The organism is Streptosporangiales bacterium, assembly GCA_009379825.1.
Classification (GTDB): Bacteria; Actinomycetota; Actinomycetes; order Streptosporangiales; family WHST01; genus WHST01.
In genome coordinates, this window is sequence record WHTA01000022.1 from 1 (window position 1) to 24551 (window position 24551).

Here is a 24551-nt window from a genome sequence, read left to right on the forward strand (position 1 = left end):
CCACGTGATCGTCGACCACCACATACAGTGCTGTCAGGAGGGTGTTCAGTTCTTTGGTCACACATCGATCTTGAACACCCTCCGCCCCACGTCTCCGCAGCCGCGCCGACCACACCCTTCAAGGAATCACTCATCTAGCGACCTGAGCGTCGATGAGCAGCGCGATGGCGGGAGCCGTCAGCAGCGAGTCGCCGCCGGAACGTCGACAGTGGCGGTTCAGCAGGGTCACGGCCAGGGCGGGGTCGCAGCGCTCTAGGGCCAGCCGCGCGCGGACGAGCAGGCTCGCGTCGCTGTCGTCCCTGCCGATCAGCTGCGCGGCTTCCTCGATACGGCCCTGCAAGAGGTAGAGCTCGGCCAGCTTCGCGGCAGGCGGCACGCACCGGGCCCGATGGCCGGTGCGCCGCAGCACGGATATCGCTGAGCGCAACTCGCGCTCGGCCAGCGACCAGTCGCCCCGGGCGCAGAAGACCTCGGCGCAGCAGACCGCGCAGAAGGCGGTCAGTTGCGGATGGTCGCTCTCGGCCGCGGACCGCTGCACCACGTCGTTCCAGCGTGCGAACCGTTCGACCTCGCCGGACAGCTCAGTGGCCAGGACGAGGTCGCAGCACAGCTGCCCGAGCGTGCGCCGGTCCGCCGCCACCTGTCGCTGCCGCCATGGCCTCGTCGAAACACTGCAGACCGTCGTCGATCCGGCCGACGCTGACCGTCGCGAGCCCGAGCCTGGCCAGTGCCAACACCTCGAGGTCACCGTCCCGGCCGGCACGCGCATACGCGACCGCTTCCCGCGCAGCCGGCTCCTGCACGGCGGGATCGGGGGCGAGGGCGGCCCGGGTCAGCGCGACCCAACCCACCGCATTCGAACCCGACGGTCCGGCCACCAGTGTCTCGGTGCGGGCGAGCCAGCCCGCCGACGCCACCTGATTGCCGATCGCCTCGGCGTACTCTCTGGCCAACCAGACGGCGGCGTGGGCTGCGGCGATATCGTCGCCGAGCCTTCGCCAAGCCGCATAGGCGTGTTCGCGAGCGGCCAACGCCTCGTCCACCTGGCCGAGCCACCACAGCGCGTCGCTCAGTCCCACGGCAGCGTCAGCCTGATCCGGCGCCGAGCTCGCACGGCCCAACGCTTCCGTCAGATCGTGCACCGCTTCTTCCCAGCGCCCCGCGGCCAGCGCGGCACGCCCTCGAACGAGCGACGGTGCGGCGATGGTGGCCACGGTCCAAGCCGGCATCGGCGTAGCGTGGCGATCGTGCAGCTCAGCGCGCCTCACTGGATCACCATCCTGGTAGCGGCGACTGCCTCCAGCCTCGTCCACGCGAAGGCGGCGGACCACCGACAGCGCCGGTACGCTCCCCTGACAACCGCCTGACAAGGCGGCCTATGTCGACGGGGCTGAGCCGTGGTCGCGTTCCGTGGGCTGTTCGGGGGCGTCGAGGACGGCGGCGACGGCTTCGACCTCCACGAGCTGGTCCCGGTAACCGAGTACCGTCACGCCGGTCAGCGTGCTCGGGACGTCGTGCTCGCCGAAGGCGTCCCTGACGACCTGCCACGCCGTGACCAGGTCGTCCTGGCGCGTGGTGGCGACGAGGACGGTGGTCTTGACGACGTCGCCGAGTGACGCGCCCGCGTCGGCGAGCGCGACCTCCAGGTTCTCCATGGCCTTCGCGGCCTGGCCGGCGTAGTCGCCGACGGCCGCGGTCGACCCGTCCTCGTTCAGCGGACACGAGCCGGCCAGGAAGATGAGCCGGTAGCCGGCGGGCACCGTCGCCGCGTAGGCGTACTCGGTGTCGGCCAGTCGGGGAGACCGGATGAGGGTCACGGCGCTTGGCACTGGCTACCCTTCCGCAGGCCGGGGGCCGAGCCGGGGCCACTCGACCGCCGGGCAGCGGTCCATCACCATGTCCAGCCCGGCCGCCCGTACGCGCTCGTAGGCGTCGTGGTCGACGACGCCGAGCTGGAACCACACCGCACACGCGCCGACCGCGACGGCAGCGTCGGCGACCACGCCGGCCTGCCCGGAGTTGACGAAGACGTCCACCACGTCGACGGCGAACGGGATCTCGTCGACGCTGCGGTACCCGGGCTCGCCGTGCACGGTCTCCGCCTTGGGATGCACAGGCACGATGCGCTTGCCCTGCTGCTGCAGGAACCGCGCGACCCCGTACGCGGCCCGGTTCGGCGACGTGGACAGCCCGACGACCGCCCAGGTGTGGGTGTCCGCGAGCAGCCGCCGGATCGTGGTGTCCGTGTCGTGTCTCGTGTGCATCACGGGCGGCCGAGTGCGCGGTACTCCCAGCCGGCCGCCCGCCAGGCCGTCGGGTCGAGCACGTTGCGACCGTCGAGGATGCGGCGGTGCCGGACGAGCGCGGAGAGCTTCGCCGGGTCGACGTCGCGGAACTCGTGCCACTCGGTGAGCAGCAGCACGACGTCCGCGCCGGCCAGCGCGTCGTCGAACGTGTCGCAGTAGTGCAGCTCCGGGTGGATGCGCTTGGCGTTGGCCATCGCCTCAGGGTCGTACACGGACACGTGCGCGTTCTCCCGCGACAGGCTGGACGCCACGTCGAGCGCGGGCGAGTCGCGTACGTCGTCGGAGTCCGGCTTGAACGCTGCGCCGAGCACCGCGATGTGCTTGCCGCGCGCTACGCCGCCGAGCAGCTCCTTGGCGAGCTTGACGGCGCGGGTGCGGCGCCGCAGGTTGACCGCGTCGACCTCCTTGAGGAAGCTCACCGACTCCCCGGCGCCGAGCTCCTCGGCGCGCGCGGTGAACGCGCGGATGTCCTTGGGCAGACAGCCGCCGCCGAAACCGAGGCCGGAGCGCAGGAACTTGCGCCCGATCCGGTCGTCGTGCGTCAGCGCCTCGGAGAGCCGGGTGACGTCGGCGCCGGTGATCTCGCAGATCTCAGCCATCGCGTTGATGAACGAGATCTTCGTCGCGAGGAACGAGTTCGCGGCACCCTTCACCAGCTCGGCCGTGGGGTAGTCCATGACGAGGAACGGGGTGTCCTCGGTGAGCAGCTGCGCGTAGACCTCGCGGACGATCCCGATCGGGCGCTCGTCGGCGACCCCCACCACGATCCGGTCCGGGTGCAGCGTGTCGTGCACCGCGAAGCTCTCCCTGAGGAACTCCGGGTTCCACACCAGGTCGACCTCGTCGCCGGCGGGCGCGGTCTCGCGGATGGCCTCGGCCAGCTGCGCCGCCGTCCCCACCGGGACGGTGGACTTCCCCACGATCACGCAGTGTCGTCGTAGCAGGGGGGCGAGGCCGGTGATGGCGCTCCAGACCTGGCTCAGGTCGGCGTCGTACCTACCGGGACGCTGGGGCGTCCCGGTACACAGGAAATGCACGTCGCCGAACTCGGCGACCTCCTCGTAGGAGGTGGTGAACCGCAGTCTGCCGCTGGCAACATGCTTCTCGAGCAGCTCGGGAAGCTGATCTTCGTAGAACGGCAGGTGCCCCGCGGACAGCTGGGCGACCCGTTCCTCGTCGACGTCGAAACCGAGTACTTCGAAGCCGAGTTCCGCCATACATGCCGCGTGGGTAGCGCCGAGATAGCCGCAACCGAGCACGGTAAGTCGTGTGGACACCCCGAAAGTCCTTCCTCATCGAGGGAGCGGTCATCCTACCGATATCCCCGGGGTACTCCCCGTGGCCCGCGTCACACGCCAGGCGCCATTGCCTACCATCGAGTAACAAGCCGTTATGAGAGGGTACCTCGTGAGCACTGAGTTCGATCTGTTCCAGCTGCCGGAGGAGCACCAGATGCTCCGGTCGGCGCTGCGCCAACTGGCCGACGACAAGATCGCGCCGCGCGCCGCCGAGGTCGACGAGTCGGCGGAGTTCCCGCAGGACGTGTACGGGGCGCTCGTGCAGTCCGGTTTCCACGCACCGCACATCCCCGAGGAGTACGGCGGCACCGGCGCGGACGCCCTCGCGACGTGCCTGGTGATCGAGGAGGTCGCGCGTGCGTGCGCGACGTCGTCGCTGATCCCTGCTGTGAACAAGCTGGGCACGTTGCCGCTGCTGCTCGCCGCGTCGGACGAGGTGAAGCAGCGGTACCTGCCGCCGGTCGCCGCCGGCGACGCGATGTTCTCGTACTGCCTGTCCGAGTCGGAGGCCGGCAGCGACGCGGCGAACATGCGCACCCGCGCAGTACGCGACGGCGACGACTGGGTGCTGAACGGCACCAAGCGGTGGATCACCAACGCCGGCGTCTCCGAGTACTACACGGTGCTTGCCGTCACCGACCCCGACAAGGGCGCGCGCGGCATCACCGCGTTCGTCGCGGAGAAGGGCGACGAGGGGGTGAGTTTCGGCGCACCGGAGAAGAAGCTCGGCATCAGGGGCTCACCGACGCGCGAGGTGTACTTCGACAACGTCCGCCTCCCGTCGTCGCGGATGGTGGGCGCGGAGGGCGAGGGCTTCAAGATCGCGCTGCGTACGCTCGACCACACGCGGATCACCATCGCCGCGCAGGCACTCGGCATTGCGCAGGGCGCACTCGACTACGCGATCGGCTACATCAAGGAACGCAAGCAGTTCGGCCAGGCCGTCGCGGAGTTCCAGGGCGTGCAGTTCATGGTGGCCGACATGGCGATGAAGGTGTCCGCAGCGCGGGAGCTGACCTACAGCGCAGCCGCAAAGAGCGAACGCGGCGACGCCGACCTCACCCTCGCCGGCGCAACCGCGAAGTGCTACGCCGCCGACATAGCAATGGACGTCACCACCGACGCCGTCCAACTCCTGGGCGGCTACGGCTACGTCAAGGACTACCCAGTGGAACGCATGATGCGCGACGCAAAGATCACCCAGATCTACGAGGGCACCAACCAGGTCCAACGCCTGGTGATCGCCCGGCAGCTGCTGAAGTAGGTGTTTTCGCAGGTCAGGCCGGAACTGTGCGAGTCCGCAGCCAAGGAGCACGGAGTCGCGGGAGCCGGTAGCGGCTCCCGCGTCTCGCGCTGTTGCCGCTGCCAGGCTCGGCATCCCGACGCTGGCAGCGTCGTCGTTCGCCGAGGCGGCACCCGTGCGCAGTCCGAAACAAGCTGCGGTAGTGACCGTCGAGCATGCCCCGGGCGCTCGCCGCTGGCGGAGCCGTCGCCGAGGCATGCCGGCTCGCCGAGACCGCGTACGACACGGGTCAGCGGTACGGCTCTGAACGTGTGCGGCAGGCCGTCCGCGACCTCCGCGCCGAGCTACCATCCAACCGCGTCACGACCGCGCTCGACGAGCGGTTGCACGCGACCTATCGGGGGCAGGCGTGAGAGCCGCCATCAGTGGACATCGGGGCTTCCCGCTGATACCGAGCGGCTCGTCGACGCCGAGATCCGTGACCGGCTTGCCAGTGAACCGGTGCACGAACTGGTCGGCCTGTCGTGCCTCGCCGATGGCGCCGACCAGCTCTTCGCGCGCGCCGTGCTCGACGTCCGCGGCACCCTGGAGGTGATCGTGCCCCGCCGAGCAGTACCGCGACGGCCTCCCCGCCGAGTGCTGGGCGACCTACGACGAGCTGCTCGCCCAGGCGGCGCGCGTCCGCGAGCTTGACCACGTCGAATCGACCGAGCAGTCGCACATGGACGCCAGCCGGACCATGCTCGAAGGCGCCGATAAGCTCTACGCGGTGTGGGACGGCAAGCCCGCCCGTGGCTATGGCGGCACCGCCGACGTCGTCGCACTCGCCCGCGACCTCGGCGTCAACGTGCAGGTCATCTGGCCGGACGGTTCCAGCCGCGGTTAGGTGCCGTCGTGTTCCGTCTCGGTTCCGTCAGAGGGCGTAGGCGAATGTGTACGTAAAAGATCACCAGATCTACGAGGGCACCAACCAGGTCCAACGCCTGGTGATCGCCAGACAACTACTCAAGTAGGGCGTCGCACAAGGTGTGGGCGGCGGTGACCGCCGCTCACACCTGACGTACTGCTGTCGTGAGAGCGTCAGCCGTTCCGGTCAGCGGAGGCTGACGGTGGTGCCCTCGGAGAGCCCGAACACTCCCGCATGCAGCTCGATGCGGTCGGCCTTGGCGTTCTTCGGCATGTCGAAGACGAGCTTGCCCTTCACTGAGTTGCCGGGGTTGATGTCCTGCAGGAACGCGTCGGACTCCAGGTACATCTGGGCCTCGGCGGTGCTGAACTCGCGCCCCTTGCCGTCGAACAGGGTCTGGTTGGACGCGTCGAACATCTCGGCCTTGTTGCCGTTGTTCTTCGCCGTGACGTGGACGATGACGAACCTGCCCTGCGCGTCCTCGCCGTACGCGCCGCCGATGCTGGCGGCGGTCGTCACGTCCGTGACGGTGAAGGCGAAGTCGCCGTCCTTGACGGTGTCGCCGATGCCGGCCGCGGGCTTGGCGTCGTCCTTGGCCGCGCTCTTGCTCGGCACCGACGTCGGCAGGTCGCTGGGGTCGGTGGTGGCAACCGCGTACATGACGGAGCTGTAGACGACGGTGGCGAGGATGACGGACGCGAGGCCGAGGATCGATGTCACGAGGCCGCCCATGGCGGCACCACCGTTGGTAGCGACACCTCGCTTGGCGCGGCCGCGACCCAGGACGCCGGTCACGATGCCGAGGACCGACGTGATGTACGCGCCGAAGCCCACGAACGGGATCCAGGCGCCGACCAGGGACAGGATGCCCATCACGAGGCTGGTGGTGCCCAGGCCGTTCTTCGGCTGCGGATGCGACGGAACCGGCGGCATGGTGGGCGGAACCTGCTGAGGTGGTGTTGCGGTCATTGCTACGCTTTCTTCTGCAGTAGGGGGCGTGTCCGACCTAGGCTTTGGACGGCATTCGGTCGGGTGCGCCCCGTTTTTTGACCTCGGATCACTCCTGCGTGTGCAGGCCGAGGAACCACTCGGCAGGGATGCCGGTGACGTGTTGTAGCGCGCGCGCCGTCTCGACGACGTCGGACGGGTTGCTGTACGCCGACTCCCACGACCCGATGGTCTGCGGGGACATCGAGACGCCGAGATGGTCGCTCAGCTGGTGCGCGAGCTCAGCCTGCGACATGTGCAGCTCACGGCGAGCTTTGCGGACGCGGTCCCCGAACGTCCACTGGGGAATCGGATGGTTCATATGAGGAATTAGCTATACCTATGTAGCCCGTCAATAGCTCTGGATGGAAGTCATGACCAAAGTCCCTAGTCATGCCTGTCCAAGGAGCGGAGTCGTCGCGGTGCGCGGCCGCGCGCACATCCCCGGGCTACGGTCGTCCGCGCCGGCAGCTACGTCTTCGTCGCCCATGTCGGTCGCTGGTGCTGTGGTCCGGTTCGGTGGTTGCGCCTTTCATGCGCACCGAGCTCGATGTGTCGGCAGTCATTCCGCTGCGGGGGTGGCGCCTGCGGTGGCGTCGGGGCGGACGGCGCGGCGGATGCGGTGCAGGGCGTCGAGGAGTGCGTCGAGTTGGTCGGGGGTCAGTTGGCCGGTGAGGTAGCGCTCGATCGCGGCGAGTAGGTCGGGCAGGAGCTGCTCGAGGCGGGCGAGGCCGGTGTCGGTGAGGACGGCCGCCCAGCCACGCCGGTCGCCGGGGCTGCGGGTGCGGCGGACCAGCTCCCCGCGCTCGAGCCGGTCGACGATGCGGGTGATGCCGCTTGTCGACAGTCCGGTCTGGGCGGCGAGGTCGCCCAGCCGCAGCTGCTGGTCGGGCGACCTGGCGATCCGGATCAGGGCGTCGAAGTCGATGCCCGTCAGCCCGTGCCGGAAGTGCACCTCGTTCAGCCGCGCCGTCAGCCCGCCGTGCGTCTCGACGAGCAGGCCGACGGCGGTGAGGCGGGGGTCGTCGAAGCCGCTGTGCATGCGGGCAGTCTAGCCGATAGTTGACGCGCGGAACATCCTCATGTAAGACTAGTTCTTGGCACAAGGAAATTCCTCGCAACAACTACTTGGAGGAGCCATGGCCGCAGAGACGACGATCCTGACGCTGCTCGGCAGCCTGCGCCGCCAGTCCGTGAACGGCCGGCTGCTCGACCTCGCCGCCGGCTACGCGCCGGACGGCACCAGGTTCACGCGCTGGGCGGGGCTGCGAGACCTGCCGCCGTTCAGCGAGGACGACGAGGCCGACCCCGGCCACGCCGTGTTCGAGTTGCGGGACGTCATCGCCGCCGCCGACGCCGTGCTCATCGCCACGCCGGAGTACAACGGGTCGCTGCCCGGGCAGCTGAAGAACGCGCTCGACTGGGCGTCCCGGCCGCGCGGTGCAGCGGCGCTCGACGGCAAGCCGGTCACCGTCATCGGCGCCAGCCCGAGCCCGGGCGGCACGGCGAGCGCGCAGGAGCACGCGCGGGTCGTGTTGACCAGGAGCGGTGCCCGACCGGTGGGCGAAGGCCTGCGGGTGCCGCACGCCTACGACGTGCTCGGCGCGCCGGTTGCCGGGTGGCTGGCCAGCGGCCTGACCGCGGTGCTGGCCGAGCTGACCGACGCCGCGACGGCCGGCTCGCGCGCGCTGGTCGCATAGGAGTCCCGCCATGCATACCTACGACCCGTCCGTTGCGTTGGTCGTCGTGGACATGCAGAACGCCTTCGTGCACCCGCAAGGCGCGCTGTACGTGGCCGGCGCCGCCGAGCTGGTGTCGGCGCTCAACGCCGAGATCGCGGCCGCCACGTCGGCGGGCGCGCCGGTCGTCTACACCCAGGACTACCGGCCGATCGACGGCGCCGCCCGCGCCGAGTGGCAGGTGCAGCTCTACCCGGGGCTGCGGCAGGCCGGCGAGGTGGTCGTGAAGGGTCCGGGCGCGACCGGCGGCTTCTCCGACTTCGTCCTCGACCAGGACCCGGAGACCGGCAGCAGCCGGCTCGACCGCGTGCTGCGCGATGCGGGAGTGCGCAGCCTCGTCGTCACCGGTCTCGCCGCGGACGTGTGCGTCAAGCAGACGGCGCTCGACGCCCGGCGGCTCGGCTACCAGGTCAGCATGCCGCTGCCGCTGAGCAGGTTCGCACACGCGCACCCGGATGGGGACGCGGCCGCGGTCGCCGAGCTGACCGCCGTGGGCGTGGCCGTAGAACAGGACAGGAGTGAAGCGATGTGGACCAGTGCCGAACGCGCGTACCTGGCCGGTGAACACCTCGGCCGGCTCGCGACCGTCGCGCCGTCCGGGCCGCAGGTGCGGCCCGTCGGCTACCGGGTCAACGACGAGCTGGGCACGGTGGACGTCGGTGGTATCCGGCTGTCCAGTACGAGGAAATGGCGCAACGTCGAGGCCGACGGCCGGGTGGCGCTCGTGGTGGACGACGTCGGTGCCGGCGCCGAGTTCACGCCGCGCGGCGTGGAGATCCGCGGCCACGCGACGGCGGTGGTGGCCGGCGGTGAGGAGCTGATCAGGATCGCGCCGACCAGGATCATCTCCTGGGGTCTCGAATCCGACGGCTGCACGCCCCGCGGGCGCACCGTCGGCTGAGTCAGACGGCGACCGGCGCGGTGATCTTCGGGTGGTGTTGGTAGTCGACGATCTCCATGTCCTCGTACGTGTAGTCGAACAGGGATGCCGCCGGGCGCAGGCGCAGCTGTGGGAACGGGTACGGCTCGCGCGACAGCTGCTCCTTCGCCTGGGCGACGTGGTTGTCGTAGAGGTGGCAGTCGCCGCCGGTCCAGACGAAGTCGCCTACGTCCAGGCCCACCTGGGCGGCGACCATGTGGGTGAGCAGCGAGTAGCTGGCGATGTTGAACGGCACGCCGAGGAAGATGTCCGCGCTGCGCTGGTACAGCTGGCACGACAGCCGGCCGTCGGCGACGTAGAACTGGAACAGCAGGTGGCACGGGGGCAGCGCCATCTTCGACAGCTCGGCGACGTTCCACGCCGACACGACCATCCGGCGCGAGTCCGGGTTGGTGCGCAGCGTGTGCAGCAGCTCGGTGATCTGGTCGACGTGGTCACCTGACGGGGTCGGCCAGGAGCGCCACTGCACGCCGTAGATCGGGCCGAGCTCGCCGTTCTGGCCCGCCCACTCGTCCCAGATGGTGACGCCGTGCTCCTGCAGCCAGCGGGCGTTGTCGTCGCCGCGCAGGAACCACAGCAGCTCGTAGGCCACCGACTTGAAGTGCACCCGCTTGGTGGTGATCAGCGGGAACCCGCGGTCGAGCGGAAACCGCATCTGGTGGCCGAACACGCTACGGGTGCCGGTGCCGGTGCGGTCCGCCTTCGGGGCGCCGTGCTCGAGGACGTGCCTGAGTAGGCCTTCGTACGCGGTATGAATTTCGCCAGCCACAGCCCCGACCCTAGCTGAGACCATGGGCCGATGGATGAGTGTGCGGAGTGCGGGTTCCGTTACGCCGACCTGCCGGTCGCGCGGATCGCCGACGTCATGGGGTCGTTCGGTGCGCGCTACGCGGAACGGCTGTCCGGCGTCGACGAGTCACACCTGCGCCGGCGTCCCGCGCCGCAGGTGTGGTCGGCGCTCGAGTACGCCTGCCACGTCCGCGACGTGCTGCTCGTGCAGCGCGACCGCGCGCTGTGCGCGCTCGTCGAGGACCGGCCGGACTTCCCGCGCATGCACCGCGACGAGCGGGTACTGCTCGCGGGGTACGCCGACGAGACACCGGGTGACGTGCTGGGCCAGCTCGCCATGGCCGGGCAGCTGATCGCCCGGGTGTTCCGCGGGTTGACGGCGGAGCAGTTCGCGCGGCTGTTGGTCTACAACTACCCGGAGCCGGCCGAGCACGACGTGGCCTGGCTCGGCCGGCACGCGGTGCACGAGGGCGAGCACCACCTCGGCGACGTCGAGCAGGTACTCGGCAGGTGACCGCCGCTACCGCCGGACGACCGCGAGCACGCCGGTAGCGACGGAAGGCGGCGGCCGGAACGCGCGGCGCGGCAGCCGCCGCTCGACGTGGAACCGGTAGCGCCGCCGCCAGCGCCGTACGCGCGGGCGGCCGTCGGTCGCCTCGCCGAGCCGCACTGCCAGGTGCCACGGCACGACCAGGTCCGCGCGGCGCAACGGGCTGTCGCGGTCGTCGAGCAGCCGGCCGAGCATGGTCATCGCGATGCTGAACGGCAGGTTCGCCACCACCCGGTACGGGCGGCGCGGCAGTGGCACCGTGCGGATGTCGCCTTCGACGACCCGCACGTGCGCGGCGTCGGCGTACCGGCGTTCCAGCCGCCGCGCCAGCCGCGGCGACCGTTCGATCGCCAGTACCCGGGCGCCGGTACGCGCCAGCGGTGCGGTCAGCGCGCCGGTGCCGGCACCGAGGTCGAGCACCAGGTCGCCGGGCCCGGTCCCGGACGTGCGAACAATCTCAGCGGCGATCTCCGGCACGAGGAGATGCAGCCCGTCGGGGTTGCATGCACGGCGTTCCCCGGACACGGAAGACCCGGATCATGACGCTGCCCATGTGTGCTCCTCCTCGGGTGGACGGCAGCCACGGTAGGCGCCGAGCGCGCTTCGGCGCACCCGGTTTTCCGCGTCGCCCGGGCCGACACGCCGGCCGCGCCTGGCATTCGGTGTATCCCGCCCGCGACCGGGATACTCGGGTGATCATGTCGGATCGGACTGGGGGATCCGGGGGGCAATTCGAGAAGCGGCGGACGAGCAGAACGGGCGCAGCGCCTGGCCGTACGTACGGCAGGCCACGCTCGGCCGCACCGAAGCGCGGAGACGTCGCGTTCCGGCGTGCGCTCGTGGTGACGCTTCTTTCCGTTGTCGCTCCGGGCAGTGGACATCTCGCCCTACGGCACCATCGCGTCGGGCGCGTGGCGTTGCGCACCTACCTCGTGCTCGTCGTGCTCGCCGTGCTCGCGGCCCTCTTCGTGCCGCGGTCGGCCTGGCTCGCGATGGCGTTCAAGCCGTGGTTGCTGGCGTTCGTGCAGGGGCTCGCCGTGATCGTCGGCGCGTTGTGGGCGGGCGTGGTGATGCACGCCTTCTGGCTGACCCGGCCGCGCCAGATCACCTCGCCGCGGCGCAGCATCGCCATGGTGCTGGCGCTCGTGCTGTGCCTCGGCATCTTCGCGCCGTTCGGTGTCGCATCGCGCTACGCGGCCGTGCAGCGCGACCTGGTGACGAGCATGTTCCCCGACTCGGAGAAACACGGCCCGAAGGGCCGGATCAACGTCCTGCTCGCCGGCGGCGACGCGGGCGCCGACCGGGTCGGCACCCGCACAGACACGATGATCGTCGCCAGCATCGACCTCGCCACCGGACGGACGGCGCTCATCAGCCTGCCGCGCAACCTGGAGCAGGTGCCGATGCCGGGGAAGCTGCAGAAGCGCTTCCCGAACGGCTTCAACGACCTACTGAACGCGGTATACGGATACGGGGAAGCGCACCCGGACGCCGTGCCGGGCAACGACCGGCCGGGGCCGGAACTGCTCAAGAAGACCATCGGCGACGTCCTCGATTTGCCCATCCATTACTACCTCATGGTGAATCTCAAAGGATTCACGAAGATCATCGACGCGCTCGGCGGCGTCACGGTCACCGTGCGGGACCGGCTGCCGATCGGTGGCGGCACGCATCCCATCACCGGCTACATCGAGCCTGGCAGGCAGAAGCTGACCGGCGAGAAGGCGCTGTGGTACGCGCGCTCGCGGGCGGCGTCCAGCGACTACGACCGGATGACCAGACAGCGCTGCCTGTTGGGTGCGCTCACCGAGCAGGCCGACCCGGCGACGGTGCTCGCGCGATATCAACAGCTCGCCGCGGCGAGCAAACAGCTGTTCGAGACCGACATCCCGCAGAACGTGCTCAGCGAGCTGAGCGGGGTGGCGGAGAAGACGAAGAGGCACCGGCTGAAGAGCGTCACCTTCACGCCGCCGCTGATCGACACCGGCGACCCCGACTGGGACCTGATCGAGCGCAAGACCGAAGCCACCATCAAGGCCTCGATGAAGAACAGGAAGAAACCCCGCGGCCAGGCGTCGAAGGTCTCGAGCAAACGCACCACGGGTGCGGCGCCGACCGCGTCACCCACAGGTGCGGTCTCGGTGGATTCTGCCTGCCGGTAAACGGAACCCGCCTGCTGCTCGTCACGTCGGTGTCGGAAACCGCGTCCCGACAGGCGCGGTCCGGTCGGGAGGCGAGCATGACGCAGGCGGCTGACATCTACTGGCAGTCAACGGCTGCTGGCAGTACGTACGACTCGTCGCGTGTCGCGCTGACGTCCGACCGGTGAACGGTGAATCCTCTGCATATCGGCATAGGGAGATGACGGTTGTGATGGCGATGCGGCGAAGCCCCTGTCATCGCGAGGTGTGTTGCGGCGGCCCGGCGCGGGTCTGGTGCCCCAAGTGTGGTGCCAGCTACCAGGCCGACGACCCGCGGTTGATCGTCGAGGGCGGCAGCCAGCCGGCCGAGCGGTCCGAGATCCTCTCCACCAGCTCCTAGTCATCGGCGTTCCGCCGCTGCGTGTATGGTGAGCGGCGCCATGGACGAACACACGACAGCTCAGCTGTGGCCAGAGGTTTCCGTCGTCATGCCCGTACTCAACGAGGAACGGCACCTCCGGGAGGCGGTCGCGGGCATCCTCGCCCAGGACTACCCCGGTGAGCTCGAGCTGGTGCTCGCTCTCGGCCCGTCGAAGGACCGTACCGACGAGGTGGCCCAGGAGCTCGCCGCGGAGAACCCGCGGATCACCGCCGTCGACAACCCGCCAGGGTTCACCCCGCACGGGCTGAACGCCGCGATCAAGGCGGCGAAGCACGACATCATCGTGCGGGTCGACGGCCACTCCGTACTCCCGACGGACTACGTACGCGTGGCCGTCGACGTGCTGACCGAGACCGGCGCGGACAACGTCGGCGGCCTGATGGCCGCGGAGGGCACGACGGACTTCCAGCGCGCGGTGGCCAGCGCTATGACGTCGAGGATCGGCGTCGGCGCGACCCAGTTCCACACCGGCGGCGAGGACGGCCCGGCGGAGACCGTCTACCTCGGCGTGTTCCGCCGCGCCGCGCTCGACCGGGTGGGCGGCTACGACGAGTACTTCCACCGCGCCCAGGACTGGGAGATGAACCACCGGATCAGGGAGACCGGCGGTCTGGTGTGGTTCACCTCCCGGCTGCAGGTCGGCTACCGCCCGCGGTCCACCTTCCGTGCGCTCGCGAAGCAGTACTTCGACACCGGCGCCTGGCGCTGGCGGGTGATGGTGCGCCACCCGGAGACGGTGTCGCTGCGCTACCTCGCCCCGCCGGCCGCCGTCGCCGGCACCGCGCTCGCCTTCGGGCTCGCGGTCGCCGGCAAGCGGTGGGCGCTGGTGCTGCCCGGCGGGTACCTCGCCGCCGTCACCGCGGGTGCCGCGGTGACCGGGAGCGGCCTGACGCCGCGGGCGCGGGCGATGCTGCCGGCCGTCTACGCCACCATGCACCACGCCTGGGGAGCCGGCTTCCTCAAGGGCGTGGCGAAGTCGGTCGCGGGCCGGGTCCGCGGCGCGCGTCCCGAGGCCTGAGCCGCTACGAGACGCGGTCGTCCGCTGTGTCGTCGGTGGGCGGCGGGGGAGTCTGCGCGGCCACCATCCGGTCGAACTCGCGCACCTGCAGCCACAGCTGGTAGACCAGCAGCCCCTCGAACAGCAGCAACAGCACGGCCGAGCCGATGATCACCGAGGCCACGAACCCGGTCAGCGGCCCGACGATGCAGACGAACATCTCGTACTCGACGCCGCTCCACAGGTGGGTGCGGATCCGGTGTCGGCGCAGCGTACGGCGCACCCGGTCGTAGAAACCGAACTTCTTCCTGAACCCCTGCTGCAGGTCGATGGCGTCGCCCTGCTCGACCAGCCGGTCCGGGTCGAGCTGGGGGTCGGCGAGCATCATGTCCTCGACGAACTTCGGGCTGTCGCCGGCCGCCTGCTGCAGCTCGACGGTCTTGGCGCGCATCTCGCGGCGAAGGTCCTGGGCCTGCGCCGCGTTGATGTACCTGAAGCCCTCGACCGCGATGGCGCCCAACCCCAAGATCAGGTAAAAGGCCTCGCCGGTGTGCAGGTACTGCCCGACCACCAGGGTGATCATGCAGAGGAAGATGCGCACCCGGTCGACGACGAAGTCGAGCCACTTGCCCCAGGTGGTGCCGGTGCCCTTCAGCCGGGCGATCTTGCCGTCCAGGCAGTCCACCAGGAAGGCCAGGTGGAACAGCACACCGCCGAGCGCGAGCAGCCACCTGTTCCCGGTGAGGAAGGCGGCGGCCGAGCCGAGGCCGAGGACGAACGCCACCAGGCTGAGCTGGTTCGGTGTGACGTTCGTCCTGTTCGCCAGCAGCTTGACCAGCGGCGCCGCGAGCGGGTCGACGAAGAACACCGTCCACCACGAGTCGCGCGTCTTCAACGTGCCACGGACGTCGGCTGCCGTGAACCTGCCGGGCATCGTCGTCGAGATCCTCTCGTCCGCTGCTGGTCGGTCCACCGTACTCGCGTCCCTGAGAAGTGGCTGGTGGTAGGGCTATCCTCGCGGTGATGCTGGTAACGAGCCAGTGAATGGTGTGCAACACATCGGCGAGGCGACTCGCCGATGTGGGGGCGCGTCGAGGAGTGTGGCCTAGGCCGTCGATAATGGGACGGTCCACGCCCGTGTCGGGCCGCCTCCCGTAGTTCCAGGTGCGCCGTCGCGCGGCGACCTGGGAAGGAGTTAGTTGATGACCGGACGGGTCGAGACGTTGGCCCTACGCGGGCGCGTCCTCGGACTGTTGGTTATCCGCGACCTCAAGGTCCGGTATGTCGGCTCGGTACTGGGGTACCTGTGGACGGTCCTCGAGCCGCTGATGATGGCCGGAGTCTACTTCGTCGTCTTCCAGATCATCATCGGGCGCGACGTCGGCGAGGAGCCGTACATCGTGTTCCTGTTGGCCGCCATGCTGCCCTGGCAGTGGGCGAACGGCGTGATCCACGAGGCGTCCAAGGCGCTGACGGGGGAGGCGAAGCTGGTGCGGTCTGCCGGCTTACCCCGGCAGATCTGGGTGCTGCGGGTGGTCGGCTCGAAGTTCCTCGAGTACATGTTCGCGCTGCCGATCCTTGCCGCGTTCATCATCGTGATGCCGGACGCCCGCCACGTCAGCTGGCACGTCATCATCGACTATCCGCTGGCCATCCTCATCCAGGCGACGCTGATCCTCGGTATCGCGCTCGCGCTGGCGCCGCTTTCGGTGCTCTACCGGGACATGATCCGGATCGTGCGGGTGGTGACGCGGCTGCTGTTCTACTTCTCGCCGATCATCTACAGCGCGAGCATCATCCAGGACCGGATGAAGGGCCTCTACGAGTTCTTCGCGTACAACCCGTTCGTCGGCATCTTCGAGCTTTACCGCAGGCCGATCTTCCCCGACGCGTTCCTAGGCTGGCAGCCGGTGCTGATCTCGGCCGGGGTCGCGATCGTGTTTCTCGGCATCGGCATGTGGGTCTTCCGCAGGCTCGAGGGTACGGTGCTGAAGGAGATCTAGGACGTGCGATCAGCGACGCGAGGAGTGCGGGGGCGCGAATGGCCAACGTGATCTCCGCACGTGATCTCGGCATTCGGTTCAACCGCAACCGGCGGCGGAATGCCAGGATCAGGGACCTGCTGTTCCGGGGGAAGTCGACCCAGATCTCCAGGGAGGAGTTCTGGGCGCTGCGGCACGTCACCTTCGACGTGGAGGAGGGCGAGGCCGTCGGCCTGGTCGGCGCCAACGGGCACGGCAAGAGCACCCTGCTCCGGCTGATCGCCGGCGTGATGCTGCCGGACGAGGGCAAGGTGACGGTCCGGCAGGGCGTGGCACCGCTGATCGAGATTACCGGCGGCTTCGTCGGCGACCTCACCGCCAGGGAGAACGTGTACCTGGTCGGTGGCCTGCACGGCCTGTCCAAGAAGGCCGTCGACCGCAGGTTCGACGAGATCGTCGATTTCGCCGAGGTGGGCAAGTTCCTCGACACGCCGTTCAGGCACTTCTCCAGCGGGATGAAGGTGCGGCTGGCGTTCTCGGTCGTGACCAGCGTGGACGAGCCGATCGTGCTGGTCGACGAGGTGCTCGCCGTCGGCGACCGCCAGTTCAGGCGGAAGTGCTTCGGCCGGATGCAGGAGATGCTGTCCGGCGGCAAGACCCTGTTCTTCGTCTCGCACAACGAGAACCAACTGCGCAAGTACTGCGACCGCGGCCTCTACCTCAGGCACGGCGAGCTGGTGAAGGACGGCCCGATCGAGGACGTGATCGAGGCGTACGGCAACGACACCGGCGTCGAGGAGTCCGCCGACCTCGCCGAAGACGGGGGCGACTAACCTCTTCGCACCCGGGGACTTCCGACTGAGGACGAAAGGGATCGCCATCAGCGTGCGCGAGGCGTCGCCTGCCGAGATCCGCAAGATCGCCCAGCCACCTGGGCTGCTCGATCGGCGCAGCGGCGAACACTGGGTCGGCCGGCTGTACATGCGCAAACTCTCGCCGTACCTGACGTGGGTGCTGGTGCGGACGCCGATCACCCCGAACCAGGCGACCGGTCTGATGATCGTCACCGGCGTCGGCGGCGGCGCGGTGCTCGCGATCCCCGGCCTGTGGTCGGCGGTGCTCGCGGCGGTGCTGATCCAGATCTACCTGCTGCTCGACTGCGCCGACGGCGAGCTGGCGAGGCTCACCGGCCGCACCAGCATCGTGGGCGTCTACCTCGACCGCGTCGGCCACTACCTCGCCGAGGCGGCGCTGCTCGTCGGGCTCGGCATCCGCGCCCAGGACGGGTTCGCCGGCGGGTGGGCGCAGCTCGGCGTGCTCGGTGCGCTCGGCGCCATCCTCATCAAGTCGGAGACCGACCTGGTCGACGTCGCCCGCGCCCGCGCCGGGCAGCCGGCCACCACCGAGGCGGCCGCGGAGATGCGCAGCAGCACCGTCGGCAAGCTCAGGAAGATCGCGTCGGCGTTCCTTCTGCATCGGCTGATCCAGGGCGCGGAGCTGTCGCTCGTGGCCGTGCTCGCCGCCGCGTACGACGCCATCACCGGCGGGCTCACCGGCTCCCGGGTGCTCGTGGTCGCGTGTGCCGTGGTCGCGGGCATGTTCGTCGTGCTGCACCTGGCGAGTGTGCTGTTGAGTCGGAGGCTGCGGTGAAGCTGTCCTGTGTCGTCCTCACCATGGGCAACCGCCCGGAGGAGCTGCGCCGCGCGCTCGACAGCGTACGGGCACAGCGCGGGGAGCCGATCGAGATCGTGGTGGTCGGCAACGGCGCGGACGTGCCGGACCTGGACGACGACGTCACGTACCTGCGGCTGCCGGAGAACGTCGGCCTCCCCGAGGGCCGCAACCGCGGCGCGGACAAGACGACCGGCGACGTCGTGCTGTTCCTCGACGACGACGGCTGGTACCCGACCGACGACCTGGCCGAGTGGGTGCGCGCGCGGTTCGCGACCGACCCGCGCCTCGGGGTGCTGTCGTTCCGCATCGTCGACGAGGACGGCAACAGCGCTCGGCGGCACGTGCCGCGGCTGCGCGCCGGCGACCCGCTGCGGTCCGGGGCGGTCACCACGTTCCTCGGCGGTGCGAGCGCGATCCGGCGCGAGACCATCGACCGCATCGGCGGGCTGCCCGGCGACTTCTTCTGGGCGCACGAGGAGACCGACTTCGCCTGGCGTGCCCTGGACGCCGGCTACGGCATCGAGTACGACGCCAGGGCGGTGATGGCGCACCCCCGCACCAGCCCCGCACGACACGCGAACTACTACCGGATGAACGCGCGCAACCGGGTCTGGCTGGCGAAGCGGAACCTGCCGGTGCCGCTTGCCGTGGCCTACGTCGGCGACTGGCTGGCGCTGACCGTGGTGCGGGAGCGGTCGATGACCGCGCTGCGGCCGTGGTTCAGGGGCTTCGCCGAGGGGCTGCGCACCCCGGCCGGCCGGCGCCGGCCGATGCGCTGGCGTACGGCCTGGCGGATGGCTAAGCTCGGCCGACCACCCGTGGTGTGACCCCCAGGCTGCGTTCCACCCGCGCCAGTGGCGCGGGTGGAACGTGGTGATTCCATGGCACGTCCAGACGACCGGATGATCGGTGCCAACGAATCCCGCCGTACCGACGTCTCAGCCAAGTGACTGCACAGCCGCGAGGGGGAGCTCGACAATGACCCAACAGCCCGGGTGGGCCAGCCCGCAGGGCCAGCCCGCACAGCAGCAGCCCGGCCAGCCCTACGACCCGGCCGGGCAGGGGTACGGCTACGGCCAGCCCCAGTACGGGCAGCCCGCCTACGGCCAGCCGGCGTACGGCCAGCAGCCGGCCTACGGGCAGCCGATGTACATGTACCCGCCGTCGCGGGGCACGAACACCATGGCGATCGTCGCGCTGGTACTCGCGCTGACCATCGCGCCAGGCGGCATCATCTGCGGCTTCATCGCCAGGAAGCAGATCCGCGAGACCGGCGAGGAAGGCGACGGGATGGCGCTTGCCGGCCTGATCATCGGCGCGGTCGTCACCGGCCTGTTCGCGCTGTACATCCTGTTCTACGTGGTGATGATGATCGTGATGTTCGCCAGCGTAGGCCTGTCGTAGCCCTGCGCGGTCACGGGAAGTCACTCCCACACATCGAGGACCGGCGAGCGCGTACAGTAGGCAGCGCATTCGGGTGGGAGCAGGGAGATGACACAGCAGCCAGGGATGGGCGACCCGGAGTACGGCGGGCCGGGTTACGAGCAGGTGCCGTACGGCCAGCAGCAGGCTCCGTACGGCCAACAGCCGGTGCCGTACGGCTATCCGCAGCAGCCTTACGGGCAGGTCGTCCCGCACCAGCAGGTCGGCCCGCCGGTCGTGATGCAGCCGATGATGGCGCAGGTCAAGCCGAAGACGAACGGCCTGGCCGTCGCGTCCATGGTGATCGCGCTCGTCGGCCTCATCCTGGTCTACTTCGCATGGATCGCGCAGATCGTCGCGCTGATCCTCGGTCTCGTCGCAAAGAAGCGGATCAAGGAGACCGGCGAGGGTGGCAACGGGATGGCGACCGCGGGGATCGTGATCGCCGCCATCATCCTCGGCATCCAGGTCGTCGGAGCCATCGTCCTCATCCTCGCCTTCGGTGGCATGGGCCTGCTCGGCCTCGGCGCCAGCTCCTGACCGCCGCCCCTTCATTCCTTCGACGCGCCGCCGTGCGAATGAGGTAACCGGGAGACGGTAGTGTCCCGTGACACGTTCTCTATCTATGGGGCGTAGTCTTCGGCGAAGAACTGTTGGTGCCCGAGCGAGCGGCGGAGGCGAGGCGCAGGTGTCACCTCGTGTACTGATCGACGGTACTGATCGCGGGGGCGTCAATCGGTACGTAGACGGTTTGGTTCGAGCGCTCGACCGAGCGGGCGCGGACATCGGAGTAGCGTGTCAGCGCTCCGACGCGGACCGGTACGGGCGGATGGCGCCCTCGGCGGCGATCATGATGGGGCCGACGGCGATCGCGCACCGGCCAGCGCGGCTGGCGTGGGAGCAGACCGGCCTGCCGGTGCTCGCGGACACGTTCGGCGCCGAGATCATCCACGCGCCGTTCTACACGATGCCCGTACGAGCCGGGCGGCCCGTCGTCGTCACCGTGCACGACGTCACGGTGTTCACGTCCCCCGACCTGATCACGCCGGTGAAGGCGACGTTCCTGCGGTCTGCGGTCCGCACCGCCGTGCGCCGCGCGAGACGGATCATCGTGCCGTCCAAGGCAACCCGCGACGAGCTCGTCGAGCACCTGTCCGCCGACCCCACCCAGATCGACGTCGCGTATCACGGGGTCGACCACGACCTGTTCCGCCGGCCGGAACCGCACGAGTGCGAGCGGGTGTCGAACCGGCTCGGCCTGCACGGCCAGCCGTACATCGCGTTCCTCGGCGGGTTCGAGCCGCGGAAGAACGTGCCCGACCTGATCCGGGGCTGGGTGCGTGCGGTCGCCGACCGCGACGACCCGCCGGCCCTGGTGCTCGCCGGCAGCCGCGGCAACGATGACGCGGTCGACGACGCCGTGGCCGAGGTGCCCGAGCACCTGCGGCTGGTGCGTCCCGGGTTCCTCAGGTACGTCGACCTGCCGGCGTACCTCGGCGGCGCGGTCGTGGTCGCGTTCCCAAGCCACGGCGAGGGTTTCGGCCTCCCGGTGCTCGAGGCGATGGCGTGCGCCGCGCCGGTGCTCACCACCCACCGCACGTCGCTGCCCGAGGTGGGCGGCGGCGCCGTGGCGTACACCGAGCCGGACGCCGACAGCATCGCCGCCGGCCTGACCGAGCTCCTCGACGACGGCGACCGGCGGCAGGCGCTGGCCGACGCCGGCTACGAGCGGTCGCAGGAGTTCACCTGGCAGACGTCCGCGGAGACGCACCTGGAGAGCTACCGCAGGGCCGTGAGCGACTGAGCCCATGTCCGGTGAGCAGCGCGCGTTCTACGCGGTCGTGCCGGCGGGCGGCTCTGGCACCAGGCTCTGGCCGCTGAGCCGCAAGGACGAGCCGAAGTACCTGCACGCGTTGGCCGGCGGCGACAGGTCGCTGCTGCAGGCCACCATGGACCGGCTCGCACCGGTGACGGCCGGCGAGCGGATGTTCGTGGTCACCGGCGCCGCGCACCAACCCAAGGTGGTCGCGCAGCTGCCCGAGCTGCCGCCGGGCAACGTGCTCGTGGAGCCTGCGCCGAAGAACTCCGCTCCCGCGATCGGGCTGGCCGCTGCGGTCATCGCACAGCGCGACCCGGCTGCCGTGATGGGTTCGTTCGCCGCGGACCACGTGGTGCCGCGGCCGGAGGCGTTCGTGTCGGCCGTGCGTGACGCGATCGCCGTCGCCGAGCAGGGCTACCTGGTGACCGTCGGCATCGCGCCGACCTACGCCGCGACCGGCTTCGGCTGGATCCAGCGCGGTGCGGAGCTGCCCGGCGGACTCGGCGAGCACGTCGCCGAGTTCACCGAGAAGCCGCCTGCGGAGGTCGCCGAGCGGTACCTCGCGAGCGGCCGCAGCCTGTGGAACGCGTCCATGTTCGTCTGGTCGGTCGCGACGTTCCTCGACGAGCTGTGTACGCAGCTGCCCGAGCTGCACGACGGGCTGCGCCGGATCGCGAAGGCCTGGGACACACCACAGCGCAGCGAAGTGCTCGGCGAGGTGTGGCCCACCCTCGCCGCGGAGGCCGTGGACGACGGCGTGCTCGTCGGTGCCGCGCAGCGCGGCCGGGTGGCGGTGGTGCCCGGCGACTTCGAGTGGCACGACATCGGCGACTGGAACGGGCTGGCCGACCTGCTGCCAGGCGACGCGGCCGGCAACGTCGGGCTCGGCACCGGCGAGCGGCTCTCTGTCGACGACAGCGGCACCGTGGTCGCCGCGGCCGGTGGCCGGCTGGTGGCCACGTTGGGCCTGACCGACCTGGTCGTCGTGGACACCCCGGACGCCGTGCTCGTGGCGCCGAGGAGCCGGGCGCAGGAGGTGCGGCGGTTGGTGGAGGAGCTGACCCGCCGTGGTGACACTGCGCACCTGTGAGAGCCGCCGCTGGCGGCCCGCGGCGCCGGTGGACGTCGCGTTCTCGCTCTCGGTGCACCGCAGGGGGCGCGGCGACCCGGCGTACCGCCGTACGCCGGACGGCGCCGTGTGGCGCGCGGTACGAACCCCGGCCGGCCCCGGCACCCTGCGCGTCTGCGCGGCGCCGAGCACGGCGGAGGTGACGGCGCAGGCGTGGGGCGCGGGTGCGCAGTGGCTGCTCGACCGGCTGCCCGCGATGCTGGGCGCGGACGACGACCTGGCCGGCTTCACACCGGTGCACCCGCCGGTGCGCGACGCCGCACTGCGCCGGTCCGGGTTCCGGGTCGGCCGCACGGAACGGGTGCTCGAGGCGCTCGTGCCTGCGATCCTCGAGCAGAAGGTGACCGGCATGGAGGCGCACCGGTCGTGGCGGGAGCTGTTGCGCAGGTTCGGTACGCCGGCGCCAGGGCCGGCGGAGACCGTGCAGTGGATGCGGGTGCCGCCGCAGCCGTCGGCTTGGGTCGAGCTGCCGAGCTGGGAGTGGCACCGCGCCGGCGTCGACCCGCGCCGCGCCAGGACGATCAGGGTCGCGGCGTCCGCGGCGAACCGGCTGGAGGAGACGGTGGCGCTCGGCGGCGAGGTCGCGGCTCGCCGGTTGCGGTCGCTGCCCGGGGTGGGGCAGTGGACGGTCGCGGAGGTACGGCAGCGTGCCCACGGCGACGCCGACGCGGTCTCCGTCGGCGACCTGCACGTGCCGGGGATCATCGGCTGGGCGCTCGCCGGCGAGGTCGTCGACGACGACGGGATGCTCGCCCTGCTCGAGCCGTACGCGGGCCACAGGTACCGCGTACAGCGGCTGCTGGAGACACCCGGCGTCGGGCCGCCCCGACGTGCCCCGCGGTTCGCGCCGCGGGACTACCGGGCGCTGTGAGCGCCTCTCAGCGGGTGGCGAGGAAGTCGTCAGGGTCGCGGTCGCGCGGCGGCAGCGTCGCCAACGGCTGGCCGACGGCGACGGCGCCGACCGGGTGCCAGGCCGGCGGCAGCTCCAACGCCGTCCTGGTCGCGTCCGGGCAGTAGAGCGTGCTGGCGATCCACGCCGAGCCGAGCCGTTCCACCGTCAGTGCGACCAGCAGGTTCTGCACGGCCGCGCCGCCGGCGAGGGTGAGCAGCTCGCGCTCCTCCTGCGGCAGCTCGTCGCGGCCGGTGAGGCACGGCACGAGCAGCGTCGGTGCGTTGCGGAGCACCTCGATGCTGTCCGCGCGCTGCGTGCTGCCCTGCGGGTCCACCCAGTGGTCCTCGAGCGCGCGGATCAGCCGCTTCCGCGCCTCCTCGGTCTCGACCAGCACGAACTGCCACGGCGTCTGCCCGTGAGGCGCCGGTGCGGTGACCGCCGCGGCGACCGCCCGCAGCACCGTGGCGCGGTCCACGGGATCGCCGGTGAGGTCGCGGACGGTGCGCCTTGCGGGCAGCACGTCGCGGGCGCCGAGGGAGAACATGTCCATGTCCGCGGGCCGTACCAGCGCCGCCACACCGGGGCCGTCAGCGAGCGTGACGTGCGCGGACAACCCGCGTACCACCGCGACGGGCACGCCCGCGGCCTTCGCCTTCACCAGGTCGCCGGCGGCCGCGACCTCGTCGGCGACGGCGATCTCCGTGACCTTCAGCTCGCGCCCGTACATGTCCGTGCGGCCGCGGTGGTCGTCCACCACGGTGAGACCGGCCGCGCCTACGGCGACGTCGGTCTGGCCCACCCGCCACGGCCGGCCGAAGGTATCCGAGATCACCACAGCGACGACCACCCCCAGCCGGGCGCGCAGCTCGGCGCGGAGCTCGCGCGCCGACGCGTCCGGGTCGCGGGGGAGCAGCACCAGGGTGCCCTCGGGTGTGTTCGACTCGTCGATGCCGGCCGCGGCGAGCACGAAGCCCTGGGTGGTCTGGACGATCTTCGTCTCCCCGCGGCGGGCGACCACGCGCACGGTCTCCGCCTCGATCGCCTCGGCGCGCAGCTGCTCGGGGTCGTAGCCGGGGCCGGCGTGCAGCACCCGGCCGGCTGCCTTGCTCACCACCTTGCTGGTCACCACGACCACGTCACCGTCGCGCAGGCCGGGCTCGGCCGCAGCGATGTGCGCGGCGAGGTCGTCACCCGGCTGGATGTCGGGGAACCCGGCAAGGCCCCACACCTCGAGCCTGCTCTGCCTACTGCTCATCCGTTCCTCCGCGACCGCTTCGAGCGCCGTCCTCCGGCA

At 70.4% G+C, this 24551-nt stretch carries 28 protein-coding genes and 1 pseudogene; 17 read left to right on the forward strand and 12 right to left on the reverse strand.

Annotation, left to right across the window (positions count from 1 at the left end; translation table 11 throughout):
* Window positions 1-130: 130 nt before the first annotated feature.
* The 5 genes from GEV07_13215 to GEV07_13235 all read right to left on the reverse strand — a co-directional run bounded on the left by GEV07_13215 (window position 131) and on the right by GEV07_13235 (window position 3583).
* Window positions 131-640, reverse strand: a complete 510-nt coding sequence (locus GEV07_13215; protein MQA03628.1) for a hypothetical protein — start codon at window positions 638-640, stop codon at window positions 131-133.
* Entirely contained in the window at window positions 582-1229 is a 648-nt protein-coding gene (locus GEV07_13220; protein ID MQA03629.1) for a tetratricopeptide repeat protein, read from the reverse strand. The genes GEV07_13215 and GEV07_13220 overlap by 59 nt, the downstream gene beginning before the upstream one ends.
* A gap of 147 nt (window positions 1230-1376) precedes the next feature.
* Window positions 1377-1829, reverse strand: coding sequence for a RidA family protein (locus GEV07_13225; protein ID MQA03630.1), 453 nt, complete (start codon window positions 1827-1829; stop codon window positions 1377-1379).
* Window positions 1830-1832: 3 nt separating this feature from the next.
* Window positions 1833-2264: a CoA-binding protein gene (locus GEV07_13230; protein MQA03631.1), complete on the reverse strand. Its 432-nt coding sequence runs from the start codon at window positions 2262-2264 to the stop codon at window positions 1833-1835.
* Entirely contained in the window at window positions 2264-3583 is a 1320-nt protein-coding gene (locus GEV07_13235; GenBank protein ID MQA03632.1) for a nucleotide sugar dehydrogenase, read from the reverse strand. Before GEV07_13235 ends, GEV07_13230 begins: the two co-directional genes overlap by 1 nt.
* 115 nt (window positions 3584-3698) lie before the next feature.
* Here GEV07_13235 and GEV07_13240 point away from each other — a divergent pair, with 115 nt between their 5' ends.
* Window positions 3699-4868 carry an acyl-CoA dehydrogenase gene (locus tag GEV07_13240; protein ID MQA03633.1) on the forward strand — a complete coding sequence of 390 codons (1170 nt, stop codon included), beginning with the start codon at window positions 3699-3701 and terminating at the stop codon, window positions 4866-4868.
* A 375-nt stretch (window positions 4869-5243) separates the two neighbouring features.
* A pseudogene (locus tag GEV07_13245) lies at window positions 5244-5733 on the forward strand (hypothetical protein).
* A gap of 207 nt (window positions 5734-5940) precedes the next feature.
* Here the strand turns inward: GEV07_13245 and GEV07_13250 are convergent.
* The 3 genes from GEV07_13250 to GEV07_13260 form a co-directional block, all read right to left on the reverse strand.
* The gene (locus GEV07_13250; GenBank protein MQA03634.1) at window positions 5941-6723 is read right to left on the reverse strand and encodes a DUF4352 domain-containing protein; all 783 of its coding nucleotides are present in this window, start codon (window positions 6721-6723) and stop codon (window positions 5941-5943) included.
* An 88-nt stretch (window positions 6724-6811) separates the two neighbouring features.
* On the reverse strand, window positions 6812-7063 hold the full coding sequence (locus GEV07_13255) for a helix-turn-helix domain-containing protein (protein MQA03635.1): 252 nt from the start codon (window positions 7061-7063) through the stop codon (window positions 6812-6814).
* Between the two features lie 240 nt (window positions 7064-7303).
* Complete coding sequence (locus GEV07_13260; GenBank protein ID MQA03636.1) at window positions 7304-7783, reverse strand: MarR family transcriptional regulator; 480 nt, start codon at window positions 7781-7783, stop codon at window positions 7304-7306.
* A gap of 97 nt (window positions 7784-7880) precedes the next feature.
* Between GEV07_13260 and GEV07_13265 the strand changes: the two genes are divergently transcribed.
* Both GEV07_13265 and GEV07_13270 read left to right on the forward strand, forming a co-directional pair.
* Window positions 7881-8441 (forward strand): NAD(P)H-dependent oxidoreductase, encoded by a 561-nt coding sequence (locus tag GEV07_13265; protein MQA03637.1) that lies wholly within the window; start codon window positions 7881-7883, stop codon window positions 8439-8441.
* Between the two features lie 10 nt (window positions 8442-8451).
* Window positions 8452-9381 (forward strand): PPOX class F420-dependent oxidoreductase, encoded by a 930-nt coding sequence (locus GEV07_13270; protein ID MQA03638.1) that lies wholly within the window; start codon window positions 8452-8454, stop codon window positions 9379-9381.
* Window position 9382: 1 nt separating this feature from the next.
* On the opposite strand, the gene GEV07_13275 is transcribed toward GEV07_13270, so the two are convergent.
* Window positions 9383-10213 carry a thymidylate synthase gene (locus GEV07_13275; GenBank protein ID MQA03639.1) on the reverse strand — a complete coding sequence of 277 codons (831 nt, stop codon included), beginning with the start codon at window positions 10211-10213 and terminating at the stop codon, window positions 9383-9385.
* A gap of 6 nt (window positions 10214-10219) precedes the next feature.
* On the opposite strand from GEV07_13275, the gene GEV07_13280 reads away from it, so the two are divergent.
* The gene (locus GEV07_13280; GenBank protein MQA03640.1) at window positions 10220-10723 is read left to right on the forward strand and encodes a DinB family protein; all 504 of its coding nucleotides are present in this window, start codon (window positions 10220-10222) and stop codon (window positions 10721-10723) included.
* Between the two features lie 6 nt (window positions 10724-10729).
* On the opposite strand, the gene GEV07_13285 is transcribed toward GEV07_13280, so the two are convergent.
* On the reverse strand, window positions 10730-11284 hold the full coding sequence (locus tag GEV07_13285; GenBank protein MQA03641.1) for a methyltransferase domain-containing protein: 555 nt from the start codon (window positions 11282-11284) through the stop codon (window positions 10730-10732).
* Between GEV07_13285 and GEV07_13290 the strand changes: the two genes are divergently transcribed.
* The 3 genes from GEV07_13290 to GEV07_13300 all read left to right on the forward strand — a co-directional run bounded on the left by GEV07_13290 (window position 11263) and on the right by GEV07_13300 (window position 14360).
* Window positions 11263-12921 carry a LytR family transcriptional regulator gene (locus GEV07_13290; protein MQA03642.1) on the forward strand — a complete coding sequence of 553 codons (1659 nt, stop codon included), beginning with the start codon at window positions 11263-11265 and terminating at the stop codon, window positions 12919-12921. The two genes, GEV07_13285 and GEV07_13290, sit on opposite strands and share 22 nt — an antisense overlap.
* 199 nt (window positions 12922-13120) lie before the next feature.
* Window positions 13121-13300 carry a hypothetical protein gene (locus GEV07_13295; GenBank protein ID MQA03643.1) on the forward strand — a complete coding sequence of 60 codons (180 nt, stop codon included), beginning with the start codon at window positions 13121-13123 and terminating at the stop codon, window positions 13298-13300.
* Window positions 13301-13325: 25 nt separating this feature from the next.
* The gene (locus tag GEV07_13300) at window positions 13326-14360 is read left to right on the forward strand and encodes a glycosyltransferase (protein ID MQA03644.1); all 1035 of its coding nucleotides are present in this window, start codon (window positions 13326-13328) and stop codon (window positions 14358-14360) included.
* Between the two features lie 4 nt (window positions 14361-14364).
* On the opposite strand, the gene GEV07_13305 is transcribed toward GEV07_13300, so the two are convergent.
* Window positions 14365-15273: a CDP-alcohol phosphatidyltransferase family protein gene (locus GEV07_13305; GenBank protein ID MQA03645.1), complete on the reverse strand. Its 909-nt coding sequence runs from the start codon at window positions 15271-15273 to the stop codon at window positions 14365-14367.
* A 268-nt stretch (window positions 15274-15541) separates the two neighbouring features.
* On the opposite strand from GEV07_13305, the gene GEV07_13310 reads away from it, so the two are divergent.
* The 9 genes from GEV07_13310 (at window position 15542) to GEV07_13350 (ending at window position 23236) form a co-directional block, all read left to right on the forward strand.
* Entirely contained in the window at window positions 15542-16342 is an 801-nt protein-coding gene (locus GEV07_13310) for an ABC transporter permease (GenBank protein MQA03646.1), read from the forward strand.
* Window positions 16343-16380: 38 nt separating this feature from the next.
* Window positions 16381-17154, forward strand: a complete 774-nt coding sequence (locus GEV07_13315) for an ATP-binding cassette domain-containing protein (protein MQA03647.1) — start codon at window positions 16381-16383, stop codon at window positions 17152-17154.
* A gap of 52 nt (window positions 17155-17206) precedes the next feature.
* On the forward strand, window positions 17207-17971 hold the full coding sequence (locus GEV07_13320; protein ID MQA03648.1) for a CDP-alcohol phosphatidyltransferase family protein: 765 nt from the start codon (window positions 17207-17209) through the stop codon (window positions 17969-17971).
* A gap of 23 nt (window positions 17972-17994) precedes the next feature.
* Entirely contained in the window at window positions 17995-18822 is an 828-nt protein-coding gene (locus tag GEV07_13325) for a glycosyltransferase (protein MQA03649.1), read from the forward strand.
* Window positions 18823-18973: 151 nt separating this feature from the next.
* Entirely contained in the window at window positions 18974-19399 is a 426-nt protein-coding gene (locus tag GEV07_13330; protein MQA03650.1) for a DUF4190 domain-containing protein, read from the forward strand.
* 87 nt (window positions 19400-19486) lie between these two features.
* A complete protein-coding gene (locus GEV07_13335) occupies window positions 19487-19957 on the forward strand; it encodes a DUF4190 domain-containing protein (protein ID MQA03651.1) in 471 nt (156 codons plus the stop codon).
* A gap of 85 nt (window positions 19958-20042) precedes the next feature.
* Window positions 20043-21221 (forward strand): glycosyltransferase, encoded by a 1179-nt coding sequence (locus GEV07_13340; GenBank protein MQA03652.1) that lies wholly within the window; start codon window positions 20043-20045, stop codon window positions 21219-21221.
* Window positions 21222-21225: 4 nt separating this feature from the next.
* Window positions 21226-22326 (forward strand): mannose-1-phosphate guanylyltransferase, encoded by a 1101-nt coding sequence (locus GEV07_13345; protein MQA03653.1) that lies wholly within the window; start codon window positions 21226-21228, stop codon window positions 22324-22326.
* Complete coding sequence (locus GEV07_13350; protein MQA03654.1) at window positions 22313-23236, forward strand: DNA-3-methyladenine glycosylase 2 family protein; 924 nt, start codon at window positions 22313-22315, stop codon at window positions 23234-23236. The genes GEV07_13345 and GEV07_13350 overlap by 14 nt, the downstream gene beginning before the upstream one ends.
* 7 nt (window positions 23237-23243) lie before the next feature.
* Here GEV07_13350 and GEV07_13355 read toward each other — a convergent pair whose 3' ends face one another.
* A complete protein-coding gene (locus tag GEV07_13355; GenBank protein ID MQA03655.1) occupies window positions 23244-24512 on the reverse strand; it encodes a coenzyme F420-0:L-glutamate ligase in 1269 nt (422 codons plus the stop codon).
* Window positions 24513-24551: the final 39 nt, after the last annotated feature.

What these genes read in the sequence shown, in the direction of transcription:
- GEV07_13220 (MQA03629.1), bottom strand. Translation starts at nt 1,229, where the DNA reads ATGCCGGCTTGGACCGTGGCCACCATCGCCGCACCGTCGCTCGTTCGA.
- GEV07_13230 (MQA03631.1), bottom strand. Translation starts at nt 2,264, where the DNA reads ATGCACACGAGACACGACACGGACACCACGATCCGGCGGCTGCTCGCG.
- GEV07_13240 (MQA03633.1), top strand. Translation starts at nt 3,699, where the DNA reads ATGAGAGGGTACCTCGTGAGCACTGAGTTCGATCTGTTCCAGCTGCCG.
- GEV07_13250 (MQA03634.1), bottom strand. Translation starts at nt 6,723, where the DNA reads ATGACCGCAACACCACCTCAGCAGGTTCCGCCCACCATGCCGCCGGTT.
- GEV07_13255 (MQA03635.1), bottom strand. Translation starts at nt 7,063, where the DNA reads ATGAACCATCCGATTCCCCAGTGGACGTTCGGGGACCGCGTCCGCAAA.
- GEV07_13260 (MQA03636.1), bottom strand. Translation starts at nt 7,783, where the DNA reads ATGCACAGCGGCTTCGACGACCCCCGCCTCACCGCCGTCGGCCTGCTC.
- GEV07_13265 (MQA03637.1), top strand. Translation starts at nt 7,881, where the DNA reads ATGGCCGCAGAGACGACGATCCTGACGCTGCTCGGCAGCCTGCGCCGC.
- GEV07_13270 (MQA03638.1), top strand. Translation starts at nt 8,452, where the DNA reads ATGCATACCTACGACCCGTCCGTTGCGTTGGTCGTCGTGGACATGCAG.
- GEV07_13275 (MQA03639.1), bottom strand. Translation starts at nt 10,213, where the DNA reads ATGGTCTCAGCTAGGGTCGGGGCTGTGGCTGGCGAAATTCATACCGCG.
- GEV07_13280 (MQA03640.1), top strand. Translation starts at nt 10,220, where the DNA reads ATGGATGAGTGTGCGGAGTGCGGGTTCCGTTACGCCGACCTGCCGGTC.
- GEV07_13290 (MQA03642.1), top strand. Translation starts at nt 11,263, where the DNA reads ATGCACGGCGTTCCCCGGACACGGAAGACCCGGATCATGACGCTGCCC.
- GEV07_13295 (MQA03643.1), top strand. Translation starts at nt 13,121, where the DNA reads ATGACGGTTGTGATGGCGATGCGGCGAAGCCCCTGTCATCGCGAGGTG.
- GEV07_13300 (MQA03644.1), top strand. Translation starts at nt 13,326, where the DNA reads ATGGTGAGCGGCGCCATGGACGAACACACGACAGCTCAGCTGTGGCCA.
- GEV07_13305 (MQA03645.1), bottom strand. Translation starts at nt 15,273, where the DNA reads ATGCCCGGCAGGTTCACGGCAGCCGACGTCCGTGGCACGTTGAAGACG.
- GEV07_13310 (MQA03646.1), top strand. Translation starts at nt 15,542, where the DNA reads ATGACCGGACGGGTCGAGACGTTGGCCCTACGCGGGCGCGTCCTCGGA.
- GEV07_13315 (MQA03647.1), top strand. Translation starts at nt 16,381, where the DNA reads ATGGCCAACGTGATCTCCGCACGTGATCTCGGCATTCGGTTCAACCGC.
- GEV07_13325 (MQA03649.1), top strand. Translation starts at nt 17,995, where the DNA reads ATGGGCAACCGCCCGGAGGAGCTGCGCCGCGCGCTCGACAGCGTACGG.
- GEV07_13330 (MQA03650.1), top strand. Translation starts at nt 18,974, where the DNA reads ATGACCCAACAGCCCGGGTGGGCCAGCCCGCAGGGCCAGCCCGCACAG.
- GEV07_13335 (MQA03651.1), top strand. Translation starts at nt 19,487, where the DNA reads ATGACACAGCAGCCAGGGATGGGCGACCCGGAGTACGGCGGGCCGGGT.
- GEV07_13340 (MQA03652.1), top strand. Translation starts at nt 20,043, where the DNA reads ATGGGGCGTAGTCTTCGGCGAAGAACTGTTGGTGCCCGAGCGAGCGGC.
- GEV07_13345 (MQA03653.1), top strand. Translation starts at nt 21,226, where the DNA reads ATGTCCGGTGAGCAGCGCGCGTTCTACGCGGTCGTGCCGGCGGGCGGC.
- GEV07_13355 (MQA03655.1), bottom strand. Translation starts at nt 24,512, where the DNA reads ATGAGCAGTAGGCAGAGCAGGCTCGAGGTGTGGGGCCTTGCCGGGTTC.